Below are 17290 nucleotides of genomic sequence, written 5' to 3'. Positions count from 1 at the left end.
CCCTCTAGTTGCCCCGGCTAAGGCGAATCAGGTTGCTTGAAACACTGCCTCTTTCGTGCTCAACCATGGACGTAATGCGATCGAGGATCGCGCAAACGGCATCAGGGCAACTGGATGGAAGTGGTCGCGGTCCCTGTGCTAGGCGCGCATAGGCCTCATCGACCGTGTACATGTCGCCGATCTCGTAGAACGGGTGTTGCCCAGTTATGACATGCCTGGTGGTTACCCCGATGGCCCACAGATCTGCTGCTTTTCTTGCCCGCTGGCCGATCAATTGCTCTGGCGCCATGTACGGAAAAGTTCCGACATGGCCGGGATAGACGGTAATGGTGCTAGCGTCTATTTGCTTAGCAAGCCCAAGGTCCAAAATGACTGGAGAATCCCATTCCCCATTACGCAATGCAATATTTGCGGGTTTGATATCACGATGGATGGTTCCGGCCTTGTGTAGCGCCTGTGTCCCGCACAGAAGGCCACGCAGAAAGCCTTCTGCTTTCTGCGGGTCCAAGAATTCACCCTTTGTCGTACGTCCCTCGACGTCGCCGCCGTCGATGTACTCGAACCGCAACGCAGGCCGGAGTCTTCCGCGGAGTTGCAGGCTGATGGGGCCGTGGAAGGCAACGACGTACGGTGAGTTGACGCGGCGTAGACCCTCAACTTCTCGCTCTAGGCGGGCCACGGAGTAGTCGTCGACGCATATGATCTTGACCGCCTCGTCGCCTACCTTCCACGTGTCGCCGAAGGCGCCGGCCCCGAGAAACGTGGCTTCTGCGCCGAGCTGACTGGCGACTTCCTCGGGCGTGAACCGTGGCACAGCAGGCTGGTTCAAGGAGTCTCCTCGCCTCGTCGAGCGCTACGCCACGTGATGATGTGACCACACAATCATGCAGCATCTTGTTGTGCGATCAAGAGGGCGAACGCGAATCATCCTGGTCACGAACCAACCGAGTTGGCGGCGCGGTCGCGCGGCGGTCTCAGTCGGGGGCTCAATCCCTCCTTCTTCCAAGCTGGTTCGCCGACATCCACGGAAGTCCAGTGGTGGTGTTGACCAGCGTCTAACGCTCCACGGTGGACTCCGATGGACGTACGCGGAGCAAGATCGGACAACTTGTAATGCGTAGGTCGTCGGTTCGAATCCGACAGGGGGCTCAGCTTCAAGCCCAGCTCAGAAGGTGTCTGAGCTGGGCTTTTGCGTTCAGCGGGCCCGGCGGCGGCGCCGGGCGCGGGGTCGTGCCGACGGCACCGCGCAACTGCCGGCTGTCGCCATCGCGGCGTGCCCGAGCGTCGCCCGCACTGCCTTCGGGGCAGCGCCGGCAGTCGGCGCCGGGCTCGCTGCCTCGTGGCGGCCGTCGTGAAGCTTGATCGGCGGCAGCCCGGACGGCTGCGGCTGCGGCTGCGGCGGGGTCGGGAGCGCCGGTCGACGTCCACTTCTCAGGTTCGGCGGTCTGCTTCTCGCTTCAGGTCTGCGGGAGCATCACCGAGGCTCGGATCGGCTTGATGTCGAAGATGCTGTCGGCTTTCGGGGCGTCCTCGTGTACGTCGTAGGAGATGGGCATCAGCCGCTTGCTGATGTGGATCAACTCGGCGTCCAGGTCCGCCTCGCCCCAGGCGCGTGCGGCCAACTCGCCGCAATCAGGCCGTGGAAGAGCGGGGTCAGGGAGCACGCGATCGTCGTCGCTCTGTGTGATGAGTTGCGGGCGCCAAGTGGCGGATCGGGATGGCCGGGTGATGGCGCGTCAGGCCGTGTGGGCGGATATGTGAACGCCGTTGAGGGGTTATGTCGTGCCGTCGGGTGGGTTCCGCTGGGGGCGGTGGAGCCCGGCGGCAGCGGAACCCCCCCCCGATCAGGACGTACCGGCAGACCGGTACGTCCTGATCGTGCGAACGCGCGACCTTGTTGCTCGAACCGCCGTCGGCCTCACTCGAACCGCCGACGGCGTGGTGCGCCGCGTCTTCGCGGGGCCTGGGTCACTTGATGTAGACGAGGCCGTCGGTGGTGACGGTGGGACGGCCGCTGGTGCCGACCACGACGATCTTGACGGTGTGCTTGGCGCTGCTCGACCAGGTCTTGGTCCAGATCGCCTGCCGGTACAGGGTGGTGGACGACTTCAGGTCGACGGTGGAGATCTTGGTGCCGTCGACGTAGATGTACGCCTGGCCGGAGCTGGCGGCGCGGGAGACCACCCAGGCGGCGGAGCGGCCGGTGAAGGTCCAGCTGAGGCCGGCGCCCTGGGAACCGCTGGAGTAGGACTGGCCGCCGAGGTAGCTGGTGGAGGAGCGGGTGGTCCAGCTGCCGGACTTCGTGGCGGCGGTCTCCTGCACTATCACCGGGGTGTACGAGGGGGAGGACGTGACGTAGTTGCCGGCGTAGTCGTAGGCCCGCATCGACCATGTGGTGGCGATGCCGGACTTGGCGGTGCGGTTGGAGGTGGTGGTGGTCGGGCCGAAGGTGGCGGTGGTGGGCGACAGCAGCTTCACCTCGCGCAGGGCTTTGTCGTCGGTGGCCTTCCAGCCGAGAGTGACCGGGACGGCGCTGGTGCTGACGGTGCCGGAGCCCAGGGAGACCTTCGGGCTGGTGGTGAAGGTCGGTGCGGTCGTCTCAGCGACGACGGTCAGGGCGGCACTGGTCGCGGTCCTGCCGGACTGGTGCACGGCCCGCACGGCGACCGTGTGGCTGCCCAGGGCCAGGGTGGCGCCGGCGGAGGTGGCGGTGCCGGAGGCGGTGGCGACGCTCTTGCCGTCGACCAGCAGCTCGAACTTGGAGATCAACGACGCCGGTGTGGTGGCCGTCCAGCGGACGGTGATGGCGCCCTTGGTGTAGTACGTCGAGCCCGAAAGGCCCGCGCCGTCGACCGAGCTGACCTTCAGGCCCTGCACCGGGCCGGATGCCCAGGTGCGGATGGTCGGCAGTTGGTCGTAGAGCAGGCCGCCGGGGCACTGGGTGTTGTAGCCGTCCCGGTGACCGGAGATCCGCTGGAAGGTGTACTTGCTGCCCGCGGTGAAGCTGGTGTTGAAGTAGTTGTGCTGGTCCGCGCCCGCCGTGAGCTGGGTGGTTCCGGCGGGATCGGCGCCGTACTGGCCGAGCTTCCAGGCCGCCAGGCGGGCGACCGATGCCAGCGTCGCGTTGGTGGCGCTGGTGGTGGTGTAGTCACCGAGCACCGCGACGCCCGCACTCTCCCGGTTCCAGCCGTAGGTGTGTGCGCCGAACACCGGAAGGTCGACGCCGCCCTTGCGGCCCTCGAAGATGGTGCCGCATTTGTCGACGAGGAAGTTGTAGCCGATGTCCTTCCAACCGCTGACCTGGACGTGGTACGCGTAGATGCTCCGGATGATCGACGGCGAGTCGGCGCAGGAGTAGTCGTTCGCCCCGTCGGTGTGGTGGACGAAGACCGCCTTCACGTCCGCGTTGTACTCCGGCGCCTCGGGGCTGATCGACTCGTCGGCACCCCAGCCGGCGCGCGAGACGATCGGCGGTTCGGGCACGGTCGACGGCGGCGCCGAGGGCGGCGGGCTGGAGGACGTGCTCGGCGAGGGCGACACGGAGTCCGTGGGGGTCGCCGAGTCAGAGGGCGGGACGGACTCCGTGGGGGACGCCGACGCGGAGGGCGGGACGGAGTCGGTGGCTGCGGGCGTGGTGTCCGTCGCGGCCGGGGAGGTGGCCGTCTGGCCGTCCGTCGGCGTGGCGGTGGTGCCGTCGGTGGGCGCGGACGCCGTGGCGCCGGGACTTTCATCGACGACGAACGCGGCCCGTTCGGCCGCGGTGCCGCCGGCCTCGGTCTCGGCGTCGGTGATCACCCCCGGGTCGACCAGGTTGACCTCAAGCCCCTTGGGCAGAGCGGAGCTGCCGGCGCCGCTCTTGCGGACGATCTGCGCCTGCATGCCGTCGGAGGGGCCGACCCACAACGGCTCGGATGCTCCGCGCACTCCGGCACCCGGGTTCTCCAGCGGGTCGACGTTCAGTTCGAGGTCCTGCCAGGCACTCCACCGGCCGGTCTCGATGCTCCGGGTGCGTACCTGCGCCGTGCCGTCGAGCCGCTTGGCCGCCCCCGTCCATGAGACGCCGAGCATCGAGAACTGCTCGGTGTCCGTGCGCGGCAGCTCCCGCTTGTCGCCTGAGCCGCCCTTGAGCGCGAGGTCGTACACCTTCGCCGGCCGCTTGGCCCGGCGGGCCGCGCCAGGATCGGAGGACGGGCTGGCGACGGCGTAGGTCACCACACCCCCGCCGCCCAGGACCAGCGCACCGAGCGTCAGCCACGCCCGTCGTTTCATGCTCAGCGGTCTGTACGCATGCGACGTACGACGACCCACGATGTATCCACCCCTAGAAGGCCCGGAAAGGCCACAGAAAAAGTCACATGAGGCACACCTGTCACACAGGTAGCCGCCCTCTACAGCGCACCGCGTCCGACGAACGTCACAGGGCAACAGGCTGTGGTGATGCAGACCACTGCGATGGCGATGTGTCACGCGTCAGCGCTGGTCAGCCCGCTGACTGTGCGCCACCGGCAGAGCGGTGGAGCTGTCCTGGCCGACCGGCGCGGTCGTCACGATTCCTGGCCCGCGCCCCTCGGGCGACTCAGGTCGGCAGCCACTTCACCACCGCGTCCCCGCACTCGGCCGTCTGTGCGTAGAACGCCCTCAACTCCTGGTGCGTCACCGCGAACGCATGCCACGTCTCGGACTCCGCGGCCACACCGCCGTAGCGCGGCAGCAGTTCGGCGCGGGCGAAATCCCACAGCGCGTCGAAGTCGGCCATCGCCAGGAACCCGGCCACCTGGCGGGCCTGGGCCGCCGTCAGTACCAGGAACGGCGGCTTGTGCCGGTCGGCGCGGAACACCGGCCGACCACCGAGCACCACCTGGGTCCGGGGCCGGTCTTCGGCACGATGCGGGGGTGCGCCGGCGTAGATGCGCTCCTGGTCCAGATAACGCTTGTCCAGCGCCTCTTCACGGTGCCGGCGGACCCGGTTCCGGACCGTCTCCGAGTCGTCCTCGAAGAGTCGTTCGAGCCAGTTCGTGCTGTTGCGCAGTGCGGGGGGCGGTACCGCTCGCAGACGGAGGTACGTACTCATGCCAGAGGGAGCGCGCGGGGGTGCTGAAGCATTACGCGGCCCGACGGACCCCGTTCGGGGGAAGACACCTCGACCGTCGTGCGCGCGGCGGTGGGCGGTGGGGCGGTACCGCGCGGTTGCCGGGAATCCCCGGTACCGAGTGACGGATCGACCGCAGACTTCGCTCTCTTCGTATGTGACGGCAGCGCAGAGGACGAGATCCCGTGCGGCCGCCGGGCCGCCGCTGCTTCGCCGGACAGGGCTCGCTGCGGCCGTTGTGCCGCGACGCGACGGTCCGCGCGGCCTCGGCGGCCGGGTGGCGGGCACGGGCGACGACGGGAAGGGGCACCCGAGGCGTTGTGACACTTCTGCACGGACAGACGCTGGTAATCATGGGGCCGACGATGCGACCGGAGCACGGCGGACGGCATGCACTCGCCATGAACCCGGTACGAACGAGGACAGTCTTGGGCCAGGTACGGCAACCCCGGCGTGCACAGGCGTACGACGGGGAGTTGGGCGCGGCGGTCGCGCGGGCCCAGGACGGCGACGAGGCCGCCTTCGCGGTCGCGTACCGGATCGTGCAGCCGGGCCTGCTGGGCTATCTGCGCGGCCTGGTCGGCGACGACGCGGAGGACGTGGCCTCCGACGCCTGGCTGGAGATCGCCCGTGACCTCGGCCGTTTCAAGGGGGACGGGTCCGGGTTCCGCGGCTGGACCTCGACCATCGCCCGGCACCGGGCGCTGGACCATCTGCGTCGCCAGCGCGTACGGCCCCGGGCGGGAGGGACCGAACAGGACGTACTGGACCTGCCCAGCCGGAACAGCACGCATGAAGAGGCCCTGGAGTCCCTGTCCACCGAGCGGGCGATGGAACTGGTCCGCGGGCTGCCGCGGGACCAGGCCGAGGCCGTGCTCCTGCGGGTCGTCGTCGGCCTGGACGGTCCCGCCGCCGCACGCGTCCTGGGCAAGCGCCCGGGAGCGGTGCGCACTGCCGCCCACCGGGGCCTGAAACGCCTCGCCCGTCAGCTGGGCGTCGACGGCGACGCGGACGGGGGTGTGACGAATGAGGCCTCCGCAACGCTGGGTGAGTCGAAATGAACGACGTCGGCAACAGCAAGCGACGGACAGGATCAGACCCGGAACGCCGAACGAATCGAACCGGTCGAACAGGAACGGAAGCGGACATGGGTGAACGGCTGGGCGGTGACGGAGTTCCGGGCCGTCGACGTGCGCACCCTGGCGGCGCCGTGTCCGACCCGTGGGAGGTGCGTGACGCCGCCACGCTGGAAACGGAGCTGGGCGCCGTCCTACGCGGAGGCGAGCTCGACCCCGAGGTCGAGCAGCGGGCCCTGGCCGCCTTCCGGGCCGCCCATGACGAAGGCGCGCACCGGGCGCGCACCCGGCGCCGGGACGACTGGCGGCTGCCCGCGGAGCGGCGTGCCAGGCGTCCTGTGAAGGTAGCTCTCGGCGTGGTGTTCGCCAGTCTCACGCTGGGCGGAGTCGCGGTCGCGGCCATCGGTTCCGTCGGCTCGTCCACGGACGGTGGCGGTGCCGAGCGGGGGACCGCGCACCCGTCGACGGCCGCGCCGGACCAGCCGGGCGGTGAGGCCTCGTCGACGTCCTCCGGCGTCCCCGGACCCACGGACGGCCCGGCCACCGCCCAGGACGCCGAAGCCCACTGCCGTGCCTACGAGCAGGTCACGGATCGCGGCAAAGCGCTCGACGGAACGGCCTGGCAGCGACTCGTCACGGCCGCCGGCGGGAAGGACAAGGTCGCCGCATACTGCTCCGAGCAGCTGGCGCGGGCGACCGCCGCGCCGAGCAGGCCCGCCGACAACGGCAAGGCAGCAAGCGCCGACGCCTCCGGCAACGGCGCCGGCGGTACGGGCAACGCGGCCGAAAACGGCCGGGCGAGCGACACGAAGGGCAGCGGGAAGCACAAGTAGCCCCCGCCGTAACCGATCCGGCGGTGAAGTCATGCTCCTCCGCCACCTCATCCGAGGCCCGCGGGGGCTGCTTCAGTCCCGCGGTGGGCCCCCGGCACGCCAGTGACGGGGATCAGGTGATTCAGGAGTGCGTCCACAGGCACTTCCCCGGCGCGGTACGCGTCTTCTGCGGTTCCATATCTTCGTGTCGTGTACGCGGCGGGTCGGCAGGTCGCCCGCACCGGGATCCCGGGAGTCGCCGGGCCTCAGCCGCGTTTTCCGAGGGTCTCCAGTGCTTCGTCCGTGAGCCGGTACACCGTCCACTCGTCCTGCGGGCGGGCGCCCAGCGACTCGTAGAAGTCGATCGAGGGCCGGTTCCAGTTCAGGACGGACCACTCCAGGCGCTGGTAGCCGCGCTCCCGGCAGATCCGCGCGAGCTCCGTGAGCAGCGCCTTGCCGTGACCCCCACCGCGTGACGTCGGGCGTACGTACAGGTCCTCCAGGTAGATGCCGTGGACGCCGCGCCAGGTCGAGAAGTTCAGGAACCACAGCGAGAAGCCGACCGGCTCACCCGTGACGTCGTCCTCCGCGATGTGCGCGTACGCGGCCGGATTCTTTCCGAACAGCGCCTCGCGCAGCTGCTCCGGCGTCGCCCTCGCCTCTTCCAGGGCTTTCTCGTACTCGGCGAGTTCACGGACCAGGGCATGGATGACGGGGACGTCGTCGGGGGTCGCTGTACGAATCATGGGCCGAGACTAGCTCGGGAGGCTCCACCGGAAGTTTTTGGGCGACCAACGCGGCTCGTCCGGAATGTCGATCGCGCGAGGGACACTTCTGGCATGGGTGAATCGGACCATGCGCATCGACCGGGTCTTCCACAGGGTGTGGATGTACGTGCGCGGTGCGCCGGGCACGTACATCTGGCTGACGATTCTTTTCATCACGACCGTGGCCATGCACCACATGTCTCCGGATTTCGAAGAGGAATTCCTGCGGCAGCGCTCGACGAACATCCATGAGCTGTCGAACAACCCGGTACGGGTGCTGTTCGCGAGCGCCATGTGGATCGACGGCGGGCACTGGGTGCCGTACGCCGTGCTCTACACCGTCTTCCAGGCGCCGGCCGAACGCTGGCTGGGAACCGCGCGCTGGCTCGCGGTCAACGCGGCCGCACATGTTCTGTCGACACTGGTCAGCGAGGGTGCGCTGCTCTGGGCGATCAAGCACGGCGTGGCACCGCACTCCGCGGTCGACACCCTCGACGTCGGGGTGAGCTACGCCCTGGCGGGGGTGGTCGGCGTGCTCACCTACCGGATCGCGAGGCCCTGGCGGTACCCGTATCTGGTGATCGTTCTGGCGGTGTACGGGATTCCCTTCATGACCGCGCGCACCCTCACCGATCTCGGGCATTTCACCTCCGTCCTGATCGGTCTGGGCTGTTATCCGCTGACCAGAGGGCGCGGAAAAGCATGGAATCCGAAGGAGACAGTGGCCGCTCTTCGGGGATAGCGTCCCGCCATGAGCAGCTCGGCGAGCAAGGCCGTGAACGGCGGCATCTCCTTCTGGTACGCGGACGACGGCCTCCCCGCCCCCCGGGAGCCCCTGCCCGGCGACGCGTCCGCCGACGTCGTCGTGGTCGGCGGCGGCTACACGGGACTGTGGACCGCGTACTACCTGAAGAAGGCGGCCCCCTTCCTGCGCGTCACCGTCCTGGAGCAGAAGTTCTGCGGCTACGGCGCCTCGGGGCGCAACGGCGGCTGGCTCTACAACGGCATCGCGGGCCGCGACCGGTACGCCGAGCTGCACGGCCAGGAGGCGGCCGTGCGCCTTCAGCAGGCCATGAACGCCACCGTGGACGAGGTCGTCAAGGTGGCCGCGGAAGAGGGCATCGAGGCCGACATCCACCAGGGCGGCGTCCTCGAAGTGGCCTACACGCCGGCCCAGTTGGCCCGGCTCAAGGCATTCCACGCGCACGAGCTGTCGTACGGCGAGAAGGACCGCGAACTGTACGGCGCGAAGGAGACCGCCGAGCGGATCCGGGTCGCGGGCGCGGTGGGCTCGGCCTGGACCCCGCACGGGGCCCGGCTGCACCCGGTGAAGCTGGTCAAGGGCCTCGCCGCGGCCGTCGAGGCACTCGGCGTCACCATCCACGAGCAGACGCCGGTCACCGAGATCCGTCCGCAGCACGCGGTGACGCCGTACGGCACCGTCCGCGCCCCCTACATCCTGCGCTGCACCGAGGGCTTCACCGCGAACCTCAAGGGCCAGAAGCGCACCTGGCTGCCCATGAACTCCTCCATGATCGCGACGGAGCCGCTGACCGCCGGCCAGTGGGCGGAGATCGGCTGGGAGGGTCGCGAGACGCTCGGCGACATGGCGCACGCGTACATGTACGCCCAGCGCACCGCCGACGACCGCATCGCGCTCGGCGGCCGCGGTGTCCCGTACCGCTTCGGCTCGCGCACCGACAACGACGGCCGCACCCAGCAGGCGACCATCGACGCCCTGTACGAGATCCTCGTCCGCTTCTTCCCGTCGCTGACCGGCGTCCAGGTGGCCCACGCCTGGTCGGGCGTCCTCGGCGTGCCGCGCGACTGGTGCGCCACGGTCACCCTGGACCGCTCGACGGGCCTCGGCTGGGCCGGCGGCTACGTCGGCTCCGGCGTCGCCACCACCAACCTCGCCGCCCGCACCCTGCGCGACCTCGTGCGGCAGGACTCAGGCCAGGCGGGCGCGACCGACCTGACCACCCTGCCCTGGGTGAACCACAAGGTCCGCAAGTGGGAGCCGGAGCCCTTCCGCTGGATCGGCGTCCACGGCATGTACGCGACCTACCGCACCGCCGACCGCCGCGAACTGACCACCCACAGCCCGGAGTCGTCCCGGCTGGCCCAGCTCGCGGACCGGGTGTCGGGGCGCCACTGACCGGCAGGGGCCCGGCGGCCGAGGGCAGCTCCCGTCCCCGCGGTCGAGCGAGGGCGCCCCGCCGGGGACCGTAGCCGGAGTCGTCAGCCCACGGACTCCGGGACCGCCGCGCTCGACGCCGCGTGCTTCGGGGCCTTGGCCGTGACCATGAGGCCCGCGACCAGGCCGGCCAGCAGCAGGATGCCGGTGGCCCACCAGATGGCCACCGTGTAGCCGTGGACGACGCCCTCCCGGACGATCAGCGACTTCTGGGCGGGATTGTGGAGATGGGCGGCGATGTACGCCGTGCTGGTCGTGGTGGCGATGGTGTTCAGCAGGGCCGTGCCGATCGAACCGCCGACCTGCTGCGAGGTGTTGACCGTCGCGGAGGTCACGCCCGCGTCCTGCGGGGCGACCCCGGCGGTCGCGGTGGCGAAGACCGGCATGAAGACCAGGCCCATGCCGAGACCCATCAGGAGCAGACCGGGCAGCAACTGGCCCGTGTAGTCGGAGTCGACGGTGAGCTGCGTGAAGATCACCATGCCGCCGGCGGCGAGGATCGCGCCCGGGACCATCAGCGTGCGCGGCGCCACATGGGGCAGCAGCCGCGCCGAGATCTGCGTCGAACCGATGATGATCGCGACGGTCAGCGGCAGGAACGCGAGACCGGTCTTCACCGGCGAGTACCCGAGGATGACCTGGAGGTAGTAGGTCATGAACAGGAACATGCCGAACATGGCGATGACGGCGAGCCCCATCGTCAGGAAGCAGCCGGCGCGGTTGCGGTCCTTGACGATGTGCAGCGGCAGGAGCGGGCTCGGCGCCCTGTTCTGCCACCACACGAACACGATCAGCAGCGCGACGCCGCCCGCGATGAGGCCCAGTACCAGCGGGTCCGTCCAGCCGCGAGAGTTCGCCTCGCTGACCCCGTAGACGATCGCCACGAGTCCGCCGCAGCCCAGCACCGCGCCGGGCACGTCGAGGTGGACGTTCTTGTGGCCCGGCCGGTCGCGCAGCAGCCCGAAGGCGCCGATGACCGCGATGACCGCGATCGGGATGTTGACGTACAGGCACCAGCGCCAGTTCAGGTATTCCGTCAGCAGGCCGCCGACAATGAAGCCGATCGCCGCCCCCGAGCCCGCCAGCGCTCCGTAGATACCGAAGGCCTTACCGCGTTCCTTCGGATCGGTGAAGGTCGTGGTCAGCAGGGACAGTGCGGAGGGCGCGAGCAGGGCGGCGAAGGCACCCTGGAGGGCGCGGGCGCCGAACAGCATGCCGGGCGTGGTGGCCGCGCCGCCGATCCCGGACGCGACGGCGAAGCCGATCAGCCCGATGACGAACGTGCGTTTGCGGCCGACGAGGTCGGCGATCCGGCCACCGAGCAGCAGCAGCCCGCCGAAGGCCAGCGTGTACGCGGTGATGACCCACTGCCGGTTGCCGTCGGACATGCCGAGGTCATGCTGCGCGGAAGGGAGTGCGATGTTCACGATGGTCGCGTCCAGCACCACCATCAGCTGGGCGAGCGCGATGATCACCAGCGCCCACCAGCGGTGTGCGTCGGGACCCACGGGCGCCTCTGGTTCACCTGTCCGGGTGACACTCATTCGCCCAGAAGACCATGAAACAGGATGAGTCGCATCTTTGGATGACATGGCTTCGCGGGACGCGTTCCACGGGCTCGCGGTCATGGCTCCAGCACCACCTTTCCGATCGTGGCCCTGTCCTCCAGGGCCCGGTGCGCCGAGGCCGCCTCGGCGAGGGGGAAGCGGGTGACGGCCGGGGCGAGGCGCCCGGCCGCGGCCTCGGCCAGGGCCCGCAGTTCCAGGGTTCGTACGGGGTCGGGTCCGCCGGCCTTCCGCATCATCACGGGGCCCAGCACCTGCTCGGACACCCCTTCCACCAGGTACGGGGAGCCGCCGCGGATGCCCTCGCCGGACCAGCCGAAGACGATGTGCCGGCCGCCGGGGCCGAGCAGTCCGACGGCTTCCCGGGCGACCTCGCCGCCGACGCCGTCCAGCACGACGGTCGCCGCCCGGCCGCCGAGGTGCGCGCGGACCTTCTCCGGCCAGCCGGGGTCCGTGTAGTCGACGGCCGGATCGGCGCCGTTCGCGCGGGCCCGGGCCACCTTCTCCGGGCCGCCCGCGAGGCCGACCACGGTCGCGCCCGCGTGGTGCGCGTACTGCACGAGGAGCGTGCCGATGCCACCCGCGGCCGCGGGCACGACGACCACGGAGGAGGGGCCGAACTCGGCGAACTGCGCGATCCCCATGGCCGTACGCCCTGTTCCGATCATGGCGACGGCCTGGGCGAAGTCGAGGTTCCCGGGGATGTCGTGGAGGCGCTCGACGTCCGTGACGGCCAGCTCGGCGTAGCCTCCGGGGGCGAAGCCGAGGTGGGCGACGACGCGTCTGCCGAGCCAGAGTCCGGCGACGCCCTCGCCGAGGGACTCGACGGTTCCGGCGACCTCGCGGCCGGGGACGGTCGGCAGCGTGGGCTCGGGGGCCGGGCCGCCCCGCATGCCCGCGCGCAGGGCGGTGTCCAGGAGATGGACGCCGGCGGCGGCCACGGCGATACGGACCTGGCCGGGCCCCGGCTCGGGGTCCTCGGTCCGCTCGTGGACGAGATTCTCGGCGGGACCGAAGGCGTGCAGGCGGATCGCGTACATCGGGGCGCTCCTCAAAATCTGCGAGATCTACGACGGCGCGAGATCTACGAGGTCTACGAGGCCCGCAAGGCCCCGCAGGTCGGTGAGGCCCGCAAGGCCGCTCGCGAGGTCGGTGGAGTAACCACTTTTCAACCTCAAGCTCGCTTGAGGTCAAGGCGCTCCCGGATGCGCAGGGCCAGCGCCACGGCCTCCATCGCGCTGTTGAAGGACACCTCCGAGAGCACTCCGGGGGCGGCGACCTGGTCGCCCACGAGATAGACGCCGTCACCGCGGTCGATGCGCGGGCGGTCCCGCCAACTGGTGCCGGGCAGGTCGACCGCGCCCGTACGGCCGTTCGCGACGCTCGCGCGCCGCCAGGTGACCCGCTCGCGCCAGCCCTCGAAGGCGAGGTCGAGCAGCTGCTCGGCGCGGGCCACGCCGTGCGCCCCGGTCTCGCCCGGGGCGATCGGGATCTGCCCCTGGAGGAGCTGCTCCCCGGCCGGGGCGAGGGTGCGGTCCCGGGCGGTGAACCGTTCGATCCAGCCCGGCGCGTCCAGGTCGGAGACGGCGAACGCGTCGCCGCGGCGGCTCCGCAACGCCAGGTCGACGAGGGTGGTACGGCCGCTCGTCCAGGTCAGCGAGGCGTCCTTGAGGAGGTGGCGGGCGGCGTCGAGGGAGGTGGCGACGATGACCGGGCCCCGGTCCGCGGGGACGGCGTCCACCCGGGCCAGCGTCTCCATCCGTACGCCGAGGTTCCAGGCCCGCCCCGCCATCCGGTCGATGACGTTCGCCCAGCCGCCCCGGGGGCAGTTCGCCTCCGTCGGCAGTTTCATCGCCCGGCGCAGCCGCTCCTGCACGAACGCCGCGGACAGCGAACCGGGATCGTGGTGGAAGAGGGCGACGGCGGAGTAGTGGGCGGCGGCCCGCGCGCCCTCCGCGCCGGCCTGCCCGGTCGCCCAGGTCATGAAGTCGACGTCCGCGGGGGCCTGCTGGCAGGAGCGGCGCAGCAGCTTGAGCATCGCGAAGGGCGGGGTGCGGCGCAGCGCGCCCTTGTGACGCAGCCGCAGCCGGGCGGCCTCCAGGGGCGGGATCGGGGCGAGCGCCCCGATCAGGCCGCGCTGTTTGAGCCAGGTCCAGTGCGGTCCGGCGCTGTAGAGGGCGTGCGGTCCCTCGTTCGTCCGGTACGGCCCCTCGGCGGTCCTGGCCCGCCCGCCGAGGGTGTGGTGCGCTTCGTACACGGTGACCTCGGCACCCGCCTCGGCGGCGGTGATGGCGGCGGTGAGTCCGGCGAAGCCGCCGCCGATGACGGTGATGCGATGCATGGCTGGAGGTCTCCTCTGCTCGGGGTCCGAAGCTCGGGGTCCGGCGCTTGACGTCCCACGGTGCTCTGACAGCAGGCCTTCCTGTGCGTACGACGGGTTCGGGGCCCGGAATGTGACATGCGGGGAGTTCTCGCAGGTCGGCGCCGATTGTCAGTGGGGGCGGGCAGGATGGGGGCATGGCGAGGCGAGTGGCGGGCGGCCGCGGCGGTACGGGTGCGAAGGCGCCGGGGACGGGACTGAAGGCGGCGCGGCGGCCGGAGGTGCGGCTGCCGGTGCTGGAGCCGCACGACGGCGCGGAGCTGGAGCCGGACGGCGACTACGACGGGCTGGAGTTCCGGGACGCGGACTTCGCCGGACAGGACGGCGGGGGAGCCCGCTTCATGGACTGTGCGCTGACGGGCTGCGCCCTGGACGAGACGCGGCTGCACCACGCGCGCGTGCTGGACTCGGTCCTGACGGGCATACGGGGCGTGGGCACCGATCTCGCGGAGTCGACGCTGCGTGACGTAGAGGTGATCGACGCCCGCCTCGGCGGAGTGCAGCTGCACGGCTCCGTCCTGGAGCGGGTGGTCGTGCGCGGCGGGAAGATCGACTATCTGAATCTGCGCAAGGCGAGACTCAAGGACGTCGTGTTCGAGGGCTGTGTCCTGGTCGAGCCGGACTTCGGGGGCGCCCGCCTGGAGCGCGTGGAGTTCGTGGACTGCGTGCTGAAGGGGGCGGACCTCACCGAGGCCACCCTCGTGGACGTGGACCTGCGCGCGGCGGCGGAGCTGGACATCGCGCGGGGCGTGGACCGGCTCGCGGGCGCGGTCATCAGCACGGCCCAGCTCCTGGACCTGGCGCCGGTGCTGGCGGCGGCGCTGGGGGTACGGGTGGACGGGGGAGCGGAGGAGGTCTGAGACCTTCCTCGGCGGTCCCCGGCAGTCTCCGGCGGTCCTCGGCGGTCCTCGGGAATCCTCGGTAGTCCCTGGGAATCCTCGGCAGTCCCGGGCAGTCCTCGGCGGTCCCCGGTAGTCCCCGGGAATCCTCGGCAGTCCCTGGGAGTCCCCGGGGAACGTCGGCGTGGGCTCGAAGGCCGGGTTCGGACGGGGCCTAGGAGACGCGGGGGAAGCGGGCCTGCAGAGTCCAGATCGCCGGGTTCTCGGCGAGGTCGTCGTGCAGGTCGGTGAGGTCCGCGAGCAGGTCGTGCAGGAAGTCCCGGGCCTCGCGGCGGAGCTCGGTGTGGGAGAAGGTCAGCGGCTCCTCGTCGCCCGGCATCCAGTCGGCCTCGATGTCCACCCAGCCGAAGCGGCGCTCGAAGAGCATGCGGTCGGTCGACTCGGTGAAGTCCAGTTCCGCCTGCTGGGGGCGCGAGGCCCGGCTGCCGAGCGGGTCGCGGTCGAGCTGCTCCACGATGTCGCACAGCGCCCACGCGAAGTCGAGCACCGGCACCCATCCCCAGCCCGTGGACGCCTCCCGGTCCTTCTTGGTGTCGGCGAGGTAGACGTCGCCGCAGAACAGGTCGTGCCGCAGCGCGTGGACGTCCGCGCGGCGGTAGTCGGTCTGCGGGGGGTCGGGGAAGCGGTTGGAGAGGGCGTAGCCGATGTCGAGCACGTAGGTGATGGTGTCACGCCCGGCGTACCGCTTCCCGCCCGTAGGTTTCCGGCCGCCCTCGGGTATCGGGCCCGGGGGTCGGGACTGTTCTGGGGGTGGACCGGTGGGCCGGGTCAGGACGGTTCTTGGGGCTGGGACCCGGAGGTTCAGGGTCGCCCTGAGGCAGTGGGGCCGGGGTCCGGAGCCGACCGGGGATCGGGGTCGGGGGCGTCCGCCGAGCCGTCGGCACAGGGGCGGCGTTTTCCGGTCGGCTCCGGAGGCCTCCGGCCGGTGGGGGACGACTTGCCCCGCCCGCGGGGGGAGAGGCGGCCTAGGATCGCGGATGTGCCCCGATCTTCCGTCACCGTCCCCTTTGCTCTGGCCCTCACGCTCGTCGCCGGCCTCACCGCCTGCGGCGGGGACGACGTGCACGGAAAGCCCGGCGCGGCCGGTGTCGGCGACCCGTACTTCCCGAAGATGGGCAACGGCGGGTACGACGTCACGCACTACGGACTGACCCTCTCCTACGACCCCGGGGACAAGCGGCTGACGGGGACGGCCGAGATCACCGCGCGGGCCCTGAGCGACCTCAGCGCCTTCCATCTCGACCTGCGGGGACTGCACGTCACCGACGTCACCGTCGAGGGCCGGAGCGCCGGCTGGAGCCGGGCGGGCCAGGAGCTGACCGTGCGCCCGCACGACGACCTCGACAAGGGGGAGACGTTCCGTACGACGGTCCGCTACTCCGGGACCCCCGAGACGATCACCGATCCCGACACCTCCGAGGAGGGCTGGCTGCCAACGGCCGACGGCGCCCTCGCCCTCGGGGAGCCCACGGGGTCGATGGCCTGGTTCCCCGGCAACCACCACCCCTTCGACAAGGCGGCGTACGACGTCAGGATCACCGTCCCGGAGGGTCTCCAGGCCGTCTCCAACGGTGAGCTGAGGAGCGAGACGACCGCGAAGGGCAGTACGACGTACGCCTGGCACACGGCCGAACCGATGGCGAGCTATGTGGCGATGCTCGCGATCGGCAAATACGAGATCACGCGCTCCACGACGAAGAAGGGGCTGCCGGTCTACGTGGCGGTGGACCCGACCCAGACGCAGGCGAGCAAGAAGGTGCTCGGGGGGATCCCCGAGATCATGGACTGGGAGGCGTACAACTTCGGCCCGTACCCCTTCTCCTCCACCGGGGCGATCGTGGACCGGTCCGACGACGCGGGCTACGCCCTGGAGACGCAGACGCGCCCCGTCTTCCCCGGCGCCCCCGACACCAAGACCCTGGTCCACGAACTGGCCCACCAGTGGTTCGGCGACTCGGTCACCCCGAAGTCCTGGCGGGACATGTGGCTCAACGAGGGGTTCGCCACCTACGCGGAGTGGCTGTGGCAGGAGGACCACGGCGGCGACACGGCCGACGAGATCTTCAACTCCCTCTACAAGGGCGACTATTACGAACCGGTCGACAGCAAGGAGATCTGGGCCTTCCCGCCCGCCGACCCGCCCGGCGCCGCGCAGATCTCCGACCCGCCCGTCTACTACCGCGGCGCGATGGTCCTGCACAAGATTCGCCAACTGGTGGGCGACGACACCTTCTACGACATCATCCAGGGCTGGGCCGCCACCCGTCGCCACGCGAACGCGGACACGGCCGACTTCACCGCGTACGTCGAGAAGACCGCGCCGGGCAAGGACTTCAGCGGAATCTGGAAGGACTGGCTGTACGGGAAGGGCAAGCCGGCCCACCCGTGAGCCGCCGGGCACCGTGAGGGGCACCCTCCCCGGGCGCCGCGAGCCGGTGCGGTTGCCGGGTGTTGCGGGCATCTCGGGCGGGGCGGCCTCATGACAGGAGCCCCCGGCCGAAGTCC

Annotated in this window: 15 protein-coding genes; 6 read left to right on the top strand and 9 right to left on the bottom strand. The window is 70.5% G+C overall.

What is annotated here, in order from left to right:
- Positions 1-4 precede the first annotated feature (4 nt).
- From ACZ4N5_RS23120 to ACZ4N5_RS23105, 4 genes are all read right to left on the bottom strand, one after another.
- Positions 5-829, bottom strand: coding sequence for a serine/threonine-protein kinase (locus ACZ4N5_RS23120; RefSeq protein ID WP_467758944.1), 825 nt, complete (start codon positions 827-829; stop codon positions 5-7).
- 628 nt (positions 830-1457) lie between these two features.
- Positions 1458-1622 carry a hypothetical protein gene (locus ACZ4N5_RS23115; protein WP_467758943.1) on the bottom strand — a complete coding sequence of 55 codons (165 nt, stop codon included), beginning with the start codon at positions 1620-1622 and terminating at the stop codon, positions 1458-1460.
- Positions 1623-1968: 346 nt separating this feature from the next.
- A complete protein-coding gene (locus ACZ4N5_RS23110; protein ID WP_467758942.1) occupies positions 1969-4269 on the bottom strand; it encodes a peptidoglycan recognition protein family protein in 2301 nt (766 codons plus the stop codon).
- A gap of 307 nt (positions 4270-4576) precedes the next feature.
- Complete coding sequence (locus ACZ4N5_RS23105) at positions 4577-5071, bottom strand: DUF1877 family protein (RefSeq protein ID WP_467758941.1); 495 nt, start codon at positions 5069-5071, stop codon at positions 4577-4579.
- A gap of 446 nt (positions 5072-5517) precedes the next feature.
- Here ACZ4N5_RS23105 and ACZ4N5_RS23100 point away from each other — a divergent pair, with 446 nt between their 5' ends.
- Together ACZ4N5_RS23100 and ACZ4N5_RS23095 are read left to right on the top strand one after the other, a co-directional pair.
- Entirely contained in the window at positions 5518-6150 is a 633-nt protein-coding gene (locus ACZ4N5_RS23100; protein ID WP_467758940.1) for an RNA polymerase sigma factor, read from the top strand.
- Between the two features lie 149 nt (positions 6151-6299).
- Positions 6300-6998, top strand: coding sequence for a hypothetical protein (locus tag ACZ4N5_RS23095; protein WP_467758939.1), 699 nt, complete (start codon positions 6300-6302; stop codon positions 6996-6998).
- A gap of 245 nt (positions 6999-7243) precedes the next feature.
- Here the strand turns inward: ACZ4N5_RS23095 and ACZ4N5_RS23090 are convergent, their stop codons facing one another.
- Positions 7244-7723 carry a GNAT family N-acetyltransferase gene (locus ACZ4N5_RS23090; protein WP_467758938.1) on the bottom strand — a complete coding sequence of 160 codons (480 nt, stop codon included), beginning with the start codon at positions 7721-7723 and terminating at the stop codon, positions 7244-7246.
- A gap of 109 nt (positions 7724-7832) precedes the next feature.
- Here ACZ4N5_RS23090 and ACZ4N5_RS23085 point away from each other — a divergent pair, with 109 nt between their 5' ends.
- Together ACZ4N5_RS23085 and ACZ4N5_RS23080 are read left to right on the top strand one after the other, a co-directional pair.
- Positions 7833-8486, top strand: a complete 654-nt coding sequence (locus tag ACZ4N5_RS23085) for a rhomboid-like protein (protein WP_467758937.1) — start codon at positions 7833-7835, stop codon at positions 8484-8486.
- Between the two features lie 9 nt (positions 8487-8495).
- Positions 8496-9902: an NAD(P)/FAD-dependent oxidoreductase gene (locus ACZ4N5_RS23080; protein ID WP_467758936.1), complete on the top strand. Its 1407-nt coding sequence runs from the start codon at positions 8496-8498 to the stop codon at positions 9900-9902.
- Positions 9903-9985: 83 nt separating this feature from the next.
- Here ACZ4N5_RS23080 and ACZ4N5_RS23075 read toward each other — a convergent pair whose 3' ends face one another.
- From ACZ4N5_RS23075 to ACZ4N5_RS23065, 3 genes are all read right to left on the bottom strand, one after another.
- A complete protein-coding gene (locus ACZ4N5_RS23075; protein ID WP_467758935.1) occupies positions 9986-11485 on the bottom strand; it encodes an MFS transporter in 1500 nt (499 codons plus the stop codon).
- Positions 11486-11565: 80 nt separating this feature from the next.
- Positions 11566-12546, bottom strand: a complete 981-nt coding sequence (locus ACZ4N5_RS23070) for a zinc-binding dehydrogenase (protein WP_467758934.1) — start codon at positions 12544-12546, stop codon at positions 11566-11568.
- Between the two features lie 134 nt (positions 12547-12680).
- Complete coding sequence (locus ACZ4N5_RS23065; protein WP_467758933.1) at positions 12681-13847, bottom strand: NAD(P)-binding protein; 1167 nt, start codon at positions 13845-13847, stop codon at positions 12681-12683.
- Between the two features lie 176 nt (positions 13848-14023).
- On the opposite strand from ACZ4N5_RS23065, the gene ACZ4N5_RS23060 reads away from it, so the two are divergent.
- Positions 14024-14746, top strand: a complete 723-nt coding sequence (locus tag ACZ4N5_RS23060; protein ID WP_467758932.1) for a pentapeptide repeat-containing protein — start codon at positions 14024-14026, stop codon at positions 14744-14746.
- A gap of 193 nt (positions 14747-14939) precedes the next feature.
- On the opposite strand, the gene ACZ4N5_RS23055 is transcribed toward ACZ4N5_RS23060, so the two are convergent.
- On the bottom strand, positions 14940-15440 hold the full coding sequence (locus ACZ4N5_RS23055) for a hypothetical protein (RefSeq protein ID WP_467758931.1): 501 nt from the start codon (positions 15438-15440) through the stop codon (positions 14940-14942).
- 324 nt (positions 15441-15764) lie between these two features.
- On the opposite strand from ACZ4N5_RS23055, the gene ACZ4N5_RS23050 reads away from it, so the two are divergent.
- Entirely contained in the window at positions 15765-17174 is a 1410-nt protein-coding gene (locus ACZ4N5_RS23050; RefSeq protein ID WP_467758930.1) for a M1 family metallopeptidase, read from the top strand.
- Positions 17175-17290 lie beyond the last annotated feature (116 nt).

The organism is Streptomyces sp. NPDC026500 (genome assembly GCF_055567635.1).
The sequence above is the reverse complement of the archived record's forward strand: the minus strand, read 5'-3'. Positions and strand labels throughout refer to the sequence as shown.

Bases quoted from the DNA above. Each gene is read 5' to 3' on its own strand.
- ACZ4N5_RS23110 (WP_467758942.1), bottom strand. From the start codon at position 4,269: ATGAAACGACGGGCGTGGCTGACGCTCGGTGCGCTGGTCCTGGGCGGC.
- ACZ4N5_RS23105 (WP_467758941.1), bottom strand. From the start codon at position 5,071: ATGAGTACGTACCTCCGTCTGCGAGCGGTACCGCCCCCCGCACTGCGC.
- ACZ4N5_RS23090 (WP_467758938.1), bottom strand. From the start codon at position 7,723: ATGATTCGTACAGCGACCCCCGACGACGTCCCCGTCATCCATGCCCTG.
- ACZ4N5_RS23085 (WP_467758937.1), top strand. From the start codon at position 7,833: ATGCGCATCGACCGGGTCTTCCACAGGGTGTGGATGTACGTGCGCGGT.
- ACZ4N5_RS23080 (WP_467758936.1), top strand. From the start codon at position 8,496: ATGAGCAGCTCGGCGAGCAAGGCCGTGAACGGCGGCATCTCCTTCTGG.
- ACZ4N5_RS23075 (WP_467758935.1), bottom strand. From the start codon at position 11,485: ATGAGTGTCACCCGGACAGGTGAACCAGAGGCGCCCGTGGGTCCCGAC.
- ACZ4N5_RS23070 (WP_467758934.1), bottom strand. From the start codon at position 12,546: ATGTACGCGATCCGCCTGCACGCCTTCGGTCCCGCCGAGAATCTCGTC.
- ACZ4N5_RS23065 (WP_467758933.1), bottom strand. From the start codon at position 13,847: ATGCATCGCATCACCGTCATCGGCGGCGGCTTCGCCGGACTCACCGCC.
- ACZ4N5_RS23060 (WP_467758932.1), top strand. From the start codon at position 14,024: ATGGCGAGGCGAGTGGCGGGCGGCCGCGGCGGTACGGGTGCGAAGGCG.